Below are 14127 nucleotides of genomic sequence, written 5' to 3'. Positions count from 1 at the left end.
CGGGGGCTCGGCAGCCTGCAGCGGTCAGGTCGTTTCCAGAGCGGCGCGGGGGATGGCGTCCTGGTCGACATGCTCGCCCGCGAACAGCTTGCCCACGTTCAGCAGGGTCACCATGCGGTTCTCGGCGGTGTAGAGGCCGCTGAGATATTCGGCGTCGATCAGCCCGCTGTCGACGTCGGGCGGCGGCTTGATCGCGTCATGGCCGATGGCCAGGATGTCGGAAATCGCGTCGACCAGGATGCCGCGCGTGCGCTCGCCCACCTGCATCACCACCACGACATGGCGCTTCGTCACCTGGGTCAGGCCGCCGCCGAAGCGGGCGCGCAGGTCGAAGATCGGGATGATGATGCCGCGCAGGTTGATGACGCCGCGGACATAGTCGGGCAGGTTCGGCAGGCGGCTTTCCGGTGTCCAGCCGCGGATTTCACGCACGGCCAGGATGTTGACGCCATATTCCTCGCTGCCGACCGTGAAGGTGACGTATTGCTCCTCGATCCCGTTCGCGGCGCCGGCGGACTGGAGATCGGTGCGGGAGCTGACGGGGGCGATTGCGGTGGAACTGCTCATCGCTGGGCCTCAAACCGTTTGGCGTTGACGCTGATCGGACCTGTCCGCCGGGGCGGGCAGGGACGGGGGATTGGAAGGGTTCGAGGTGCCGCCCGCCATGCCGGCGGCCTCTCCGCCGGTGCCGTGGCGGCTCATTTCGCGCAGGCCCGCCACGTCCAGGATCAGGGCGACCCGGCCGTCGCCCAGGATGGTCGCGGCGGCGACGCCGTCCAGCCGGCGGAAGTTGGCTTCCAGGCTCTTGATGACGACCTGCTGCTGTCCCAGCACCTCGTCCACCACCAGGCCGAGGCGGGAGCCGTCCTCCGTCTCCACCAGAACGACCAGCCCCTTGGTGGCGTCGTCGATGGCCTTGGGGATGCCGAACAGCCGGTGCAGGTGGACCAGCCGCACATATTCGCCGCGCGCCATCATGACGTCGCATTTGTTGACCAGCCCATGCAGGTCGGCAGGCTTCGGCCGCAGGCTTTCCACGATGTTGGTCAGCGGCAGGACGAAGCGCTCCTCCCCCACCGAGATCACCATGCCGTCCAGCACCGCCAGCGTCAGCGGCAGCGACAGGACGAAGCGCGAGCCTTCGCCCGGCGTCGAATAGACGCCGATGCGCCCGCCCAGGCTGGAGATGTTCCGCCGTACCACGTCCATGCCGACGCCGCGGCCGGACAGGTTGGACACCTGGTCGGCGGTGGAGAAGCCGGGCAGGAAGATCAGGTGGTCGATCTCCTCGTCCGACAGGGTGGCTCCAGGCTGGACCAGCCCCTTCTCGATCGCCTTGGACAGCACCTTGGCCCGGTTGATGCCGCGGCCGTCGTCGGTCACCTCGATCACGATGCGGCCGGACCGGTGGGCGGCCGACAGATGCACGGTGCCGGCGCGCGGCTTGCCGACGCGCTCCCGCTCCTCCGGGCCTTCCAGCCCATGGTCGATGGAGTTGCGGATCATGTGGGTCAGCGGATCGACGAGGTTCTCCACCACCGTCTTGTCGACCTCCGTCGTCTCGCCCGAGGTGACCAGCATCACCTCCTTGCCGGTGACGGCGGCGCATTCGCGCACCAGCCGTGGCATGCGCGAGAAGACGCTGGAGACCGGCTGGGCGCGGATCGACATCACGCTTTCGCGCAGTTCGCGGGTGTGCTGGGCGAGGCCTTCCAGCCCTTCCAGCAGCTCCTGGAACTGGCCCGGCGGCAGGTCGCGCAGATGCTCCGCGATCATCGCCTGGGTGATGACCATCTCGCCGACCATGTTGACCAGCCGGTCGATCTTGTCGAGGTCGACGCGGATGGTGTGGGTGGTCGGCCCGGTATGGTCGCCGCCGCCACCACCACCGCCGCCGCCGGCACCGCCATTGGGGCGCTTGGCGCCGTCGCCGGGCTTCGCCGAACCGGAGGTGGTGGCGGCCGGGGTGGTCGGCGGAGCCGCGGGAGCGGCCGGTTCCGGCAGGTTGGCGGCGGCCGGAACGGGAGCCGCTTGAGGAACCGGGGCGGGTTCCGCCGGCGCAATGATCGCGGGCGGCGGTGCTTCGGCGCTGATGCGGATGTCGCAGTCGTCGGCGACGAATTCGAACACGTCGTCGATCTGGGCGCGGTCGACCTGCGGGTCGGCCAGCAGCGTCACCGTCCAGGACAGGTGCAGCAACTCGGCGTCGAGGTCGCGCAGAGACGGCAACTGGTCCAGATGGCAGACCACCTCCGCCTCGCCCAGCCGGCGCAGGGCGCGCAGCATGTAGGTCGGCTCGTTGCCCGACAGCAGCAGTTCGGCCTTCGGGCGGAAGACGATGGTCCAGCGGACCTTGCCCTCCGGGACCGGGCCGGAGGGGGCGGGGAGCGGCTGATCGTCGCGGGCGGCCTGGATGGCGGCCAGGGCGTCGCCGAAGATGCCGGCCTCGTCATCCTCGTCGTCGGGATAGACCGTGGCGGGTGGCGGCGCTGCGGGCGCCTTCTCCGCAGGCGCGTCGGCCTTGCCCAGGAAGCGGCGCAGGGCAGCGACGGTGTCGTCGGTGGTGCCGGCCGGCGCCTCCGTCTCGTCGGAGGCATGGGACAGCAGGCGCGCCAGCAGGTCGTTGGCGCGGATCAGCGTGTCGACCAGTTCGGTGGTGACGGGGATCTCGGCGTTGCGCACGCCGTCCATCACCGTCTCGAATTCATGGGCGAAGGCGACGAGATCGTTGAATCCGAAGGCGCCGCCGCCGCCCTTGATCGAGTGGACGGCGCGGAAGATCGCGTTCACCTCGTCCATGTCGACCTCGCCGGGGGCGAGGCGCAGCAGCCCGGCCTCGGCGACGGCCAGCAATTCGGCGCTTTCGTCGAAGTAGGTCTGCTTGAAGCGGCTGAGATCGTCCACGGCTGTACCCCTTCCTTCGCTGACGGCTCGCGGTCAGCCGCAGACCTTCTGCACCACCGACACCAGCTTGTCGGGGTTGAAGGGCTTCACGATCCAGCCGGTGGCGCCGGCGGCGCGGCCCTCGGCCTTCTTGCTCTCGTCCGCTTCGGTGGTCAGCATCAGGATCGGCAGGGTGCGGTGGGCCGGGATGGCGCGCAGCTTGCGGATCAGGGTCAGCCCGTCCATCACCGGCATGTTCAGGTCGGTGATGACCAGATCGACCTTGGTGGCGGCGATGGCGCTCATCGCCTGCTGGCCGTCGGCGGCCTCCACCACCTCATAACCGGCGCCGCGCAGGGTGAAGGACACCATGTCGCGCATGGTCCGCGAGTCGTCCACCGTCATCACTTTCTTCTTCACGCACGCCTCCACTGCTTCAGCCAGCCGGCCAGCCCCAGATCCTCGCAGGCATCGGCGAGGACCTCCGACGGGCGCAGAATGGCGAAGGAATTTCCCTGTTCCGCCGCATCGCGGGCGGCGACGACCAGCGCCTGGACGCAGGCGACGCTGATGCGTTCCACCGCGTCCGCCTGGACGCTGATGTCCACCGACGCCTTGAAGGCGGCGCGCAGGCTGTCGAGCAGAGGTTGCGCCATGGGCAAATCGAGGTCGCTCGGCAGGCCCAGGCGAATGCGCCCGTCATCCTCCTCCGTCCACTTGATCAGCGACACGACACCCCTCCGTCCAATGCCGGCCCGCTCCTGCGCACTCCGGTTGCAGGAGGGACGTTGCCAGAACGCGTCTCAAGGATTCGTTAAGCGGACGTGGTGGATGGGCCGGGCGTCGTCGGGAAGTTGGGGATAACCGCAGTCAAAATTGGGACATGCCGCCGGGATCGGTGCAGGGGAATGCGGATCAGCCCTTTGCCCGTGCGATCAGCGGACGGAACTCCGCCAGCACCGATTCGTAGACCGGCCGCTTGAAGGCGACGATCAGGCCCGGCAATTCTTCCGCGTCGATCCATTTCCAGGCGTCGAATTCCGGATGATCGGTGTCCAGCCGGATGTCGGCCTCGGTTCCCGTGAAGCGGGCCAGCATCCACATCTGCTCCTGCCCGCGCCAGCGGCCCTTCCACACCTTTCCCAGCAGGTCGTCGGGCAGGTCGTAACGGTGGGGGGCTGCGGTCATGGCGATGAACTCCGCCTTCGCGGTGCCGATCTCCTCCTCCAACTCGCGGAAGGCGGCGCTGCAGGCGTCCTCGCCATCGTCGACGCCGCCCTGCGGCATCTGCCAGTCGGCCTCCGACCCGGAGCGCCTGGCGACGAACACCTCGCCGCGGTCGTTCAGCAGCATGATGCCGACGCAGGGGCGGTAGGGCAGCGCGTCACGGACGATGGGGGCGGTCATGCCGGGGGACTCCGTTGGGATCAGGTCTTGGTGATGAAGAAATAGACGGTCATGCCGGCTCCCACCAGGATCACCATCTTGCGCAGGACCGGCGGCGGGATGTGGCGGGCGACCGACGCGCCGGCATAGCCGCCGGCCATTGCGGCGACCAGCATGATCAGCGCTTCCGACCAATAGACCGCCCCGCCGGCGACGAAGGCCGCCACCGCGACGGCGTTCAGGCAGCCGGAGACCAGCGATTTCAGTCCGTTCATGGCGTGCAGGTCGGTCAGGCCGAAGACGCCGAGCGTCGCCAGGATCAGGATGCCGATGCCGCCGCCGAAATAGCCGCCATAGACCGCGATCAGGAACTGCACGGTCAGCACCGTGCCGTGACCGATGGTGACGTTGCGTCGCACCCAGGCCGACGCGGTCGGGCCGATCGCGAACAGCAGCGTGGCGAACAGCAGAAGCCACGGCACGATGACCTCGAAGGTCTTCTGCGGCGTCCACAGCAGCAGCAGGGCGCCCAGCAACCCGCCGACGAGGCTGATGCCGAGGAAGGAGGGCAGGTGGATGTCGCGGATGCGGCCCAGCTCCCGCCGGTAGCCGAATGCGCTGGCCAGCGCGCCGGGCGACACCGCGACGGTGCTGGTGGCGTTGGCGTTCAGCGGCGGCACCCCGGCCAGGATCAGCGCCGGAAAGGTCAGGAAGCTGCCGCCCCCGGCCACGGCGTTCAGCACGCCGGCGAAGAAAGCGGAGACGATCAGCAGCAGCGTCAGCATGTCACCCTACCCGAAACCTGTCCCGGCACTGCGGATGCCGCGTTGCGTTTTGCACACGCCCGCCCATACCGCAACGCCGAAGTCCCACAACCGCGCGGCTTTCGCAACCCCGAACAATTCGTTAAGGTCGTCGTCCCTTCAACGGATAGAGTGTCTGGAGACCTCCATGTCCGCCCTGCTCGACACCACCGACGCCCTGCACGACCAGATGCTGACCCTCGGCCGCGCCGCGCGCGCCGCCGCGGCTGCGCTGGCGACCGTGCCAGGACCGTCGAAGGACCGGGCGCTGAGGGCGGCGGCGGCGGCCATCCGCGCCCGCGCCGCCGAGATCAAGGCCGCCAACGCCGAGGACATGGCGAACGCCCGCGACCTGTCCGGCCCCATGCGCGAACGGCTGATGTTGGACGACAAGCGCATCGAGGCGATGGCCAAGGGCCTGGAGGACATCGCCGACTTCCCCGATCCCATCGGCGGCGTGCTGGCGGAATGGACGCGGCCCAACGGCCTGCGCATCCAGCGTGTCCGCGTGCCGCTGGGTGTCGTCGGCATCATCTATGAAAGCCGGCCGAATGTGACGGCGGATGCCGGCGGCATCTGCCTGAAGTCGGGCAACGCCGCCATCCTGCGCGGCGGGTCGGAGAGCATCCGCTCGTCCCGCGCCATCGCCGACTGCCTGGTCCAGGGGCTGCGCGAAGCGGGGCTGCCGGAAGCGGCGATCCAGCTGGTGCCGACCACCGATCGCGCCGCCGTCGGCCACATGCTGACGATGCGCGACTACATCGACGTCATCATCCCGCGCGGCGGCAAGTCGCTGATCCAGCGCATCGCCGACGAGAGCCGGGTGCCGGTCATCAAGCATCTGGACGGCAACTGCCATGTCTATGTCGATGCCGGCGCCGACCTGGAGAAGGCGCGCAAGGTGGTGCTGAATGCCAAGATGCGCCGAACCTCCATCTGCGGCGCCGCCGAGACCCTGCTGGTCGACCGCGCCATCGCCGACAAGGCGCTGCCGCTTCTGGTGAAGGATTTGCTGGATGCCGGCTGCGCCGTGCGCGGCGACGCGGCGGCCCAGGCGGCCGACCCGCGGGTGACGGCGGTGGCGCCGGAGGATTGGGACACCGAGTATCTCGACGCCATCATCGCCTGCGGCGTGGTGGACGGGGTGGATGCGGCAATCGACCACATCAACGCTCACAGCTCCCACCACACCGAATCGATCCTGACCGAGGATCCGGCGGCGGCGGAGCGGTTCCTGTCGCGGGTGGACAGCGGCATCGTGCTGTGGAACGCTTCGACCCAGTTCGCCGACGGCGGCGAGTTCGGCATGGGGGCGGAGATCGGCATCTCCACCGACAAGTTCCACGCTCGCGGCCCGGTGGGTGCCGAGCAGTTGACCAGCTACAAGTATGTCGTGCGCGGCGATGGCCAGACGCGGCCGTAAGACAGACACCCCTCCCTCCCGTGGAACCCTCTCCCCCCCGGGGAGAGGGCAGGGTGAGGGGGATGCATCGCGAGGATCGTCCGGCAAACGGAACCCCCTCACCCAACCCTCTCCCCGGGGGGGAGAGGGTAAGCGCTCCGGGTTGAAGTCCGGATTCCAAAAGGCCCCCCACCTCTACTCCGGCCCGCTCTATGCCGGCCTCACCGTCGGCATCCTCGGCGGGTCGTTCAACCCGGCCCATGCCGGGCACCGGCACATCAGCCTGTTCGCGCTGAAGGCGCTCGGGCTCGACCGTGTCTGGTGGATGGTCAGCCCGCAGAACCCGCTGAAGTCGGCGTCCGGCATGGCTTCGCTGTCCGACCGGATGGCGGAGGCGCGGGCGGTCGCCGCCCATCCGCGGATCGAGGTGACGGCGATCGAGACCGCGCTCGGCACCCGCTTCACCGCCGATACGCTGGCCAAGCTTCAGCGCCGCTTCCCGAAAACCCGCTTCGTTTGGTTGATGGGGGCGGACAATTTGCGACAAATTCCGCGCTGGAAACATTGGAATCGAATCTTCGACTCGGTGGCCGTTGCGGTTTTCGCCCGCCCCACCTATTCTCTTAGTGCGTTGAGCGGCAAGGCCGCCCAACGCTACACCCGTCGACGGGTGTCGGTGTCGGGGGTCAAAGGGCTGGCGCGCCGCAGGCGGCCGGCCTGGGCGTTCTTACGCAACCCCTTGCACCCGGCCTCGGCGACGGCGATCCGGCAGGCACGGGCCGCCGGGTCGTGAAACCGTTGCAAGAGGTTGGAGCCATCACCACGCACACCGAAACGGCCGCGACCGCTCCGCGGCCAGCCGCCGTTCCCCAGATCCTGGAACCGCAGGACCTGAAGGCGCTCATTCAGGCGTCGCTCGACGCCGATCAGGCGGATGACGTCACCGTCATCGATCTCGCCGGGAAAACCACCTTCGCCGATTACATGATCGTGGCGTCGGGCCGCAACACGCGGCACATCGCCGCCATGGCAATGAAGCTGGCCGAAAAGCTGAAGCAGGCCGGCGTCCGCGGCGTCGAGATGGAAGGCATGGCCCAGTGCGACTGGGTTCTGGTCGATGCCGGCGACGTGATCGTCCACCTGTTCAAGCCGGAAGTCCGGACCTTCTACAACATCGAGAAGATGTGGGGTCTGGAGCTGCCGACGCCGTCGGGCACGGCGCGGCTGAGCGCCTGACGGGCCAAGGGCGGAAACGAGAGCGAAACGGGGGCGGAGGGCCGCATCATGCGTCTGTGGCTCGCCGCCGTCGGGCGGTCGCGGGGCGGACCGACCCGCGACCTGTTCGACGAGTATGTCGGACGGCTCGGGTGGCCCTTCACCCTGAAGGAGGTCGAGGTGAAAAAACGCCTCTCCTCCGACGAATTGAAACGGCAGGAGGCGGAGCTGCTGCTCGCCGCCGTGCCGGCCGGCGCCATCGTCGTGGCGCTCGACGAACGCGGCAAGGCGCTGCCCAGCGAAGCTTTCGCCGCCAAGATCGGCGACTGGCGCGACCGCGGCGCCGGTGATCTCGCCTTCCTGATCGGCGGTGCCGACGGCCATGGCGACGCTGTGCGGGCGCGGGCCGACTTCCTGCTCGCCTTCGGGCCGATGACTTGGCCCCACATGCTGGTGCGCGGCATGCTTGCGGAGCAACTCTATCGCGCCCAACAAATTCTTGCCGGTCACCCCTATCACAGATCCTGATTCCCTGCGTCGCATCCGGCGCGCGGAAAAGCGCCGGAGCCGAAAAACACAAAACTCCGAGACCACAACCTTTCGAGAAAGGTAAGCGCGATGACCGAGACCAACCGACCCCGCCCTGTCGTCCTCTGCATTCTGGACGGCTGGGGCTATCGCGAGGAGCGGTCCGACAACGCGATTGCGCTGGGCGACACCCCGAATTGGGACCGCCTGTGGTCGGCCGAGCCGACGGCCTTCCTGGACGCCAGCGAGGAGGAGGTCGGCCTGCCCAAGGGTCAGATGGGCAACTCCGAGGTCGGTCACATGAATCTCGGCGCCGGCCGGGTCGTCATGCAGGACCTCGTGATGATCGACCACGCCATCGTCGAGGGCGAGCTTGAGCGCAACGCCGCGCTGAACGATCTGGTCAAGGCGATGCACAAGACCGGCGGGCGCGTCCATCTGATGGGCCTGCTGTCGCCGGGCGGCGTCCATTCGCACCAGGACCACATCGCGGCGCTGGCCGGCGTGCTGTCGCGCGAGGGGGTTCCGGTGGCGGTCCACGCCTTCACCGACGGCCGCGACGTGCCGCCGCAGAGCGCCAAGGATCAGGTCGCCGAGTTCATGGCCGACGTCTTCGAGCTGCCGGGCGTCGAGGTGGCGACCGTCATCGGCCGCTACTACGCCATGGACCGCGACAAGCGCTGGGATCGCGTCGCCAAGGCTTATGCGGCAATGACGAAGGCGGAGGGCGAACGCGCCGCCGATCCGATCCAGGCGATCGAGCAGAGCTACGCCGCCGACAAGCACGACGAGTTCATCCTGCCGACGGTGATCGGCGACTATGCCGGCATGAAGGACGGCGACGCCATCCTGATGGCGAATTTCCGCGCCGACCGCGCCCGCGAAATCCTGGCCGCCTATGTCGATCCGGCTTTCGACGGCTTCCCGGTGGATGGGGCGCCGAAGCTGGCCGCCGCCGTCGGCATGGTCGAATATTCGTCGGCGCTGGCGAAGCTGATGACCACCATCTTTCCGCCGAAATCTCTCACCAAGGTGCTGGGCGAGGTGGTTTCCGAGGCCGGAATGAAGCAACTGCGCATCGCCGAGACGGAGAAGTACCCGCACGTCACCTTCTTCTTCAACGGCGGCGAGGAGCGGGTCTATGAGGGCGAGGACCGCATCCTGGTGCCGTCGCCGAAGGTCGCCACCTACGACCTGCAGCCGGAGATGTCCGCCGCCGAAGTGACCGGCAAGCTGGTCGGCGCCATCGATTCGGGCAAGTACGACCTGATCGTCGTCAACTTCGCCAACCCCGACATGGTCGGCCACAGCGGCATGCTCGACGCTGCCATCAAGGCGGTGCAGGCGGTCGACGGCAGCCTGGGTCAGGTGGAGGCCGCGGTGCGCCGTGCCGGCGGCACCATGCTGGTCACCGCCGACCACGGCAACTGCGAGCTGATGAAGGATCCGGAGACCGGCGGCCCGCACACCGCCCACACGCTGGACAAGGTGCCGCTGATCCTGATCAACGGCCCGGCCGGTGCGCGGATCGAGAGCGGCCGTCTGGCCGACATCGCACCGACGCTGCTCGACCTGCTGGGCCTGCCGAAGCCGGCGGAGATGACCGGCCGCAACCTGCTGGTCCGCACCGCCGCCCGCGCGGCGGCGGAGTAACGGATGGCGCCGGGCGTTCCCTTTGCGCTCGAGTCCCCCTCTCCCCCCCGGGGAGAGGGTCGGGGTGAGGGGGGCGCGTGGCGTGGAGGTGCGGGAATTCCTGCGCTTCGACTTACATCCCGCCGCAAATCCCCCTCACCCAACCCTCTCCCCGGGGGGGAGAGGGTATCCGCTGGGGAGAGGATATCCGGGGCGGGAGAGGGTATCCTCGCCGGCTTCGTCGTCATCGCCGGCCTGATCCTCGCCCAGCCGGCGAATGCGCAGTCCGAAGCGCCCAAGGACACGCTGAAGCGCGTCGAACAGCAGCTTCAGACCGGCAAGCAGCGCCAGCAGCAGTTGGAGCGCCAATCGCAGGCGCTTCAGACCGAACTCGACGACCTGCGCGGCCGGCTGATCGCGCTGGCCGATCAGGCGCGCGGGCAGGAACAGTCACTCGATCAGTTGGAGGAGTCGCTCGCCGCGCTGGAAGCGGAGGAGCGGGACCGTTCCGCCGGTCTCGACGCCGAGCGGCAGCAGATCGCCACCCTGCTGGCCGCCCTGCAGCGGCTGGCGCGCATCCCGCCGGAAGCGGCGCTGGCCCGGCCGGAAAGCCCGGTCGACACGCTGCGCTCCGCCCTGCTGCTGCGCGATGCAGTGCCGGCGCTGAAGGCGCGGGCCGATGCGCTGGCCCAGGCGCTGACCGCGCTGGCCGACACCCGCGGCAAGCTGGTGGACCAGCGGGCGAAGGCGCTGGCGGCGCGGGTGGCGCTGTCCGAGAAACAGGACGAGATGAACCGCCTGATCGCCCGGCGCGAGGAGCTGTCGCGCCAGACGGAGGAGGAGCGCGTCCAGGTCGGCCAGCGCATGGCGGACCTGTCCGGTCAGGCCACCGACTTGCGCCAGCTGATGGAGCGGATCGAGGCCGAACGCCGCGCCGCCATCGAGGCCGCCGCCCGCCGCGAGGCCGAACGGCGCGAAGCGGAACGCAAGGAAGCCGCCCGCCGGGAGGCGGAAAAGCGCGAGGCCGAACGCCGCCTCGCCGCCCAGAAGGAAGCGGAGCGCAAGGCGGCCGAACGCAAGCTGGCCGAACTGCGCGCCGCGGAGCAGAAGGTCGCGGAAGAGAAGGCCGCCGAGGAAAAACGGGCGAAGGACGAAGCCGCCAGGGAAGCGGCGCGGGAGCGTGAGCTGGCCGCGAAATCCCCGGACGGCCCGCCGGCGGTCGCCGGCATGGTGCTGCCCGCCGCCGGCAAGCTGACCACCCGCTTCGGCGAGGCCGACCGCTTCGGTGCCACCAGCCGCGGCGTGACGGTCCAGACCCGCGCCGGGGCCGCCGTGGTGGCGCCGCGCGGCGGCACGATCGTGTTCGCCGGCCCGTTCAAGGGCTATGGCCTTATCTTGATCGTGGAACACGGCAACGGATATCATAGTTTGATTGCGGGTTTGGGCCGGATCGACACGGCTGTCGGGCGTAAGGTGGCCAGCGGGGAACCGCTGGCGGTCATGCCGTCGGACGGCAATCCGGATCTCTATTTCGAGCTGCGACGAAACGGCCAGCCGATCAACCCGCAACGCGGGTTCGGCGCCCCGGAGGGGAAAGGACAAGGGTAGATGAGGATGATCAAGCGCGCCGCCACGGCGGCTGCTCTGGTGTTTCTGGGCGCCGGCGTCGCCACCGTCACCGCGCAGTCCAGCAATTCGTCGGACACCTACCGGCAGCTGAACCTGTTCGGCGACGTCTTCGAGCGCGTCCGCGCCGAATATGTCGAGCCGGTCACCGACGAACAGCTGATCGAATCGGCGATCAACGGGATGCTGACCTCGCTCGACCCGCATTCCAGCTATCTGAACAAGAAAAGCTTCCAGGACATGCAGGTCCAGACCCGCGGCGAGTTCGGCGGGCTGGGCATCGAGGTGACGATGGAGAACGGCCTGGTGAAGGTCGTGTCGCCCATCGACGACACCCCGGCCTTCCGCGCCGGCCTGCAGCCGGGCGACCTGATCGTCCAGTTGAACGGCGAGGCGGTGATGGGCCTCAGCCTGAACGAGGCGGTGGAGAAGATGCGCGGCCCCGTGGGCAGCGAGCTGAAGGTTACCGTCCGCCGCGGCGAGGCGGGCGAGCCCTTCACCGTGTCGCTGACCCGCGCCGTCATCAAGGTGCAGTCCGTCCGCTACCGCACCGAAGGCGACATCGGCTACATCCGCATCACCAGCTTCAACGAGCAGACGCAGAGCGGGCTGGAGAAGGCGATTTCCTCCATCCAGCAGCAGTTGGGCGACAAGCTGAAGGGCTTCGTGCTCGACCTGCGCAACAATCCGGGCGGCCTGCTCGATCAGGCGGTGTCGGTGTCCGATACCTTCCTGGAGAAGGGGGAGATCGTGTCGACCCGCGGCCGGCGGGCGGAGGAGGGCACCCGCTTCAACGCCAAGCCGGGCGACCTGATCAAGGGCCTGCCGATGGTGGTGCTGGTCAACGGCGGGTCCGCCTCGGCTTCCGAAATCGTCGCCGGTGCCCTGCAGGATCACAAGCGCGCGATCATCATGGGCACCCAGAGCTTCGGCAAGGGATCGGTGCAGACCATCATCCCGCTGCCCGGCCATGGCGCCATGCGCCTGACCACCGCGCGCTACTACACGCCGTCGGGCCGCTCGATCCAGCAGCTGGGCATCACCCCGGACATCGAGGTGCATGTCGCCAAGGTGGAGGATCTGGACAAGAACGTCGTCCGCCGCCGCGAAGCCGACCTGAAGGGCGCGCTGGTCAACCCCGACGCCAGCAAGGCGCCGCGTCCGGCCACCACCAACCCGGCCGCTCCCGGCACGCCGGCGGCCCCGAACCCGGCAGCGCCCGCTCCGGGGCCGGGCGCCGGTGCTGCTCCGGCTGCACCGGGTGCAGCTCCGGGTGCCGCGCCTGCTCCGGCAGAGGGTGCGGCGGCGGAGGGGGCGGAGCCGCCCTTCGACTTCCAGCTCGCCCGCGCGCTGGATCTGCTGCGTGGCGTCGCCCTGTTCCAGCAGCGCGCCGCGGCGCGCTGACCGGAGCAACCGACGGTGAAGGCTCCCGCCCTGCTGGGTCGTTTGCGGTTCGATGTCCGGGGTCTGCGCCCCGGACTCGGCTGGCTGCGCCGTTTCCGCCGCAATGGAGGCGATTCGGCGGGACGGCCGCGCAAGCCGTTGTCCAAGCCTCTGCTGGCTGCCGTCGCCCTGGTGGCGGTCGCCGGTGGCGGGCTGGCCGGCTGGCTGGCCTTGAACGGCGAGGCGACGCGGGAGGCTTGGCAGGCATCGATTCCGGCGGCGACGGTGGCGGTCGCTCCGCTGCCGCCGCCACCGGTGCCGGAACCCAAGGCCGCCGCGCCGGCGGCGCCTTTGCCCACCGACGCCGCCCCGCTGCCTCTGCCGGGCGTTCCGGCGGCGGCGGTGACGCTGGTCCCGGCGCCGGTGCCGGGTCTGGTGGAGGATAGCCGCAACGGTCCGCTGCCGCGCATCGCCCAGGACGGACGCAAGCCCTGGCAGGTCTATGCCCGGCCCTTCCCGGCGACCGACAAGCGGCCGCGCATCGCCATCGTCATGTCCGATCTTGGGCTCAGCGGCGTCACCACCGGCAATGCGCTGGCGAAGCTGCCGCCCGGCATCACGCTGGCCTTCCTGCCCTATGCCGAGCGGCTGGACGATTGGGTCGAGCGGGCGCGCACCAAGGGGCACGAGGTGATGCTGTCGGTGCCGATGGAGCCGCTGAACTACCCGCGTGACGATCCCGGTCCGAACGCGCTGCTGACCATGCTCGGACCCGACCGCAATGTCGAACGGCTGGAATGGTCGCTGGGCAAGGCGGTCGGCTATGTCGGCATCACCAGCACCACCGGCAGCAAATTCACCGCCAACCCGGCGGCGATGCAGCCGGTGATCGACGTGCTGAAGGCGCGTGGCCTGCTGCTGGTCGATTCGCGGGTCAATCCGAAGAGCGTGGCCGGGCCGCTCGCCAATCTGGCCGGCGTGCCGCGGGCGTTGGGCGACCGCGTCATCGACCGTGATCTGTCGCGCGGCGCCATCGACGACCAGCTGCGCGAGTTGGAGGAGCTGGCAAAGACCAACGGTGCGGCCGTCGGCTTTGCCTCTCCCTATCCGACAACGATCGAGCGCCTCAATCTGTGGCTGACCTCGCTGGCCGACCGCGGCATCGCGTTGGCCCCGGCATCGGCGGTGGTCAACATCCAGAAATAGCGGTTGCGACTGCACCACCCGATGCGACAACGCGCATCGGGTGGTAGCGCGTGTGTGCCTTGC

At 69.1% G+C, this 14127-nt stretch carries 15 protein-coding genes; 8 read left to right on the top strand and 7 right to left on the bottom strand.

The genetic code is table 11. From position 1 onward, the window contains the following. Nucleotides 1-24 precede the first annotated feature (24 nt). The 6 genes from M5E06_RS09595 to M5E06_RS09570 form a co-directional block, all read right to left on the bottom strand. Nucleotides 25-567, bottom strand: a complete 543-nt coding sequence (locus M5E06_RS09595; protein ID WP_109153789.1) for a chemotaxis protein CheW — start codon at nt 565-567, stop codon at nt 25-27. A 9-nt stretch (nt 568-576) separates the two neighbouring features. Beyond that, nucleotides 577-2904: a chemotaxis protein CheA gene (locus M5E06_RS09590; RefSeq protein WP_252137980.1), complete on the bottom strand. Its 2328-nt coding sequence runs from the start codon at nt 2902-2904 to the stop codon at nt 577-579. Nucleotides 2905-2937: 33 nt separating this feature from the next. Next, on the bottom strand, nt 2938-3303 hold the full coding sequence (locus M5E06_RS09585) for a response regulator (protein ID WP_199230985.1): 366 nt from the start codon (nt 3301-3303) through the stop codon (nt 2938-2940). Continuing rightward, a complete protein-coding gene (locus tag M5E06_RS09580) occupies nt 3300-3614 on the bottom strand; it encodes an STAS domain-containing protein (protein WP_109075571.1) in 315 nt (104 codons plus the stop codon). The genes M5E06_RS09585 and M5E06_RS09580 overlap by 4 nt, the downstream gene beginning before the upstream one ends. A gap of 184 nt (nt 3615-3798) precedes the next feature. Next, nucleotides 3799-4290: an RNA pyrophosphohydrolase gene (locus tag M5E06_RS09575; RefSeq protein WP_252137979.1), complete on the bottom strand. Its 492-nt coding sequence runs from the start codon at nt 4288-4290 to the stop codon at nt 3799-3801. 20 nt (nt 4291-4310) lie between these two features. Then, nucleotides 4311-5054 (bottom strand): sulfite exporter TauE/SafE family protein, encoded by a 744-nt coding sequence (locus M5E06_RS09570; RefSeq protein WP_252137978.1) that lies wholly within the window; start codon nt 5052-5054, stop codon nt 4311-4313. A 166-nt stretch (nt 5055-5220) separates the two neighbouring features. On the opposite strand from M5E06_RS09570, the gene M5E06_RS09565 reads away from it, so the two are divergent. The 5 genes from M5E06_RS09565 to gpmI all read left to right on the top strand — a co-directional run bounded on the left by M5E06_RS09565 (nt 5221) and on the right by gpmI (nt 9870). Beyond that, the gene (locus M5E06_RS09565; RefSeq protein ID WP_252137977.1) at nt 5221-6495 is read left to right on the top strand and encodes a glutamate-5-semialdehyde dehydrogenase; all 1275 of its coding nucleotides are present in this window, start codon (nt 5221-5223) and stop codon (nt 6493-6495) included. Nucleotides 6496-6637: 142 nt separating this feature from the next. Continuing rightward, entirely contained in the window at nt 6638-7267 is a 630-nt protein-coding gene (locus tag M5E06_RS09560) for a nicotinate-nucleotide adenylyltransferase (protein WP_252137976.1), read from the top strand. Then, on the top strand, nt 7264-7710 hold the full coding sequence (gene rsfS / locus M5E06_RS09555; RefSeq protein WP_014248611.1) for a ribosome silencing factor: 447 nt from the start codon (nt 7264-7266) through the stop codon (nt 7708-7710). The genes M5E06_RS09560 and rsfS overlap by 4 nt, the downstream gene beginning before the upstream one ends. Before the next feature lie 48 nt (nt 7711-7758). Beyond that, on the top strand, nt 7759-8217 hold the full coding sequence (rlmH, locus tag M5E06_RS09550) for a 23S rRNA (pseudouridine(1915)-N(3))-methyltransferase RlmH (RefSeq protein WP_109075575.1): 459 nt from the start codon (nt 7759-7761) through the stop codon (nt 8215-8217). Nucleotides 8218-8307: 90 nt separating this feature from the next. Continuing rightward, nucleotides 8308-9870 carry a 2,3-bisphosphoglycerate-independent phosphoglycerate mutase gene (gene gpmI / locus M5E06_RS09545; protein ID WP_252137975.1) on the top strand — a complete coding sequence of 521 codons (1563 nt, stop codon included), beginning with the start codon at nt 8308-8310 and terminating at the stop codon, nt 9868-9870. A gap of 135 nt (nt 9871-10005) precedes the next feature. Here the strand turns inward: gpmI and M5E06_RS09540 are convergent, their stop codons facing one another. Beyond that, entirely contained in the window at nt 10006-10218 is a 213-nt protein-coding gene (locus M5E06_RS09540; protein WP_252137974.1) for a hypothetical protein, read from the bottom strand. Here M5E06_RS09540 and M5E06_RS09535 point away from each other — a divergent pair. From M5E06_RS09535 to M5E06_RS09525, 3 genes are read left to right on the top strand one after another with little or no spacing between them, the layout of a single operon-like run. Beyond that, the gene (locus M5E06_RS09535) at nt 10207-11457 is read left to right on the top strand and encodes a murein hydrolase activator EnvC family protein (protein ID WP_252137973.1); all 1251 of its coding nucleotides are present in this window, start codon (nt 10207-10209) and stop codon (nt 11455-11457) included. The genes M5E06_RS09540 and M5E06_RS09535 overlap by 12 nt on opposite strands. Next, nucleotides 11458-12879 (top strand): S41 family peptidase, encoded by a 1422-nt coding sequence (locus M5E06_RS09530; protein WP_109075577.1) that lies wholly within the window; start codon nt 11458-11460, stop codon nt 12877-12879. It abuts the gene before it with no gap. A 15-nt stretch (nt 12880-12894) separates the two neighbouring features. Beyond that, nucleotides 12895-14064 (top strand): divergent polysaccharide deacetylase family protein, encoded by a 1170-nt coding sequence (locus tag M5E06_RS09525; protein ID WP_136704482.1) that lies wholly within the window; start codon nt 12895-12897, stop codon nt 14062-14064. Nucleotides 14065-14127 lie beyond the last annotated feature (63 nt).

Source organism: Azospirillum sp. A1-3 (assembly GCF_023806445.1).
Lineage (GTDB): Bacteria > Pseudomonadota > Alphaproteobacteria > Azospirillales > Azospirillaceae > Azospirillum.
This window is presented reverse-complemented; position numbering and strand designations above follow the sequence as displayed.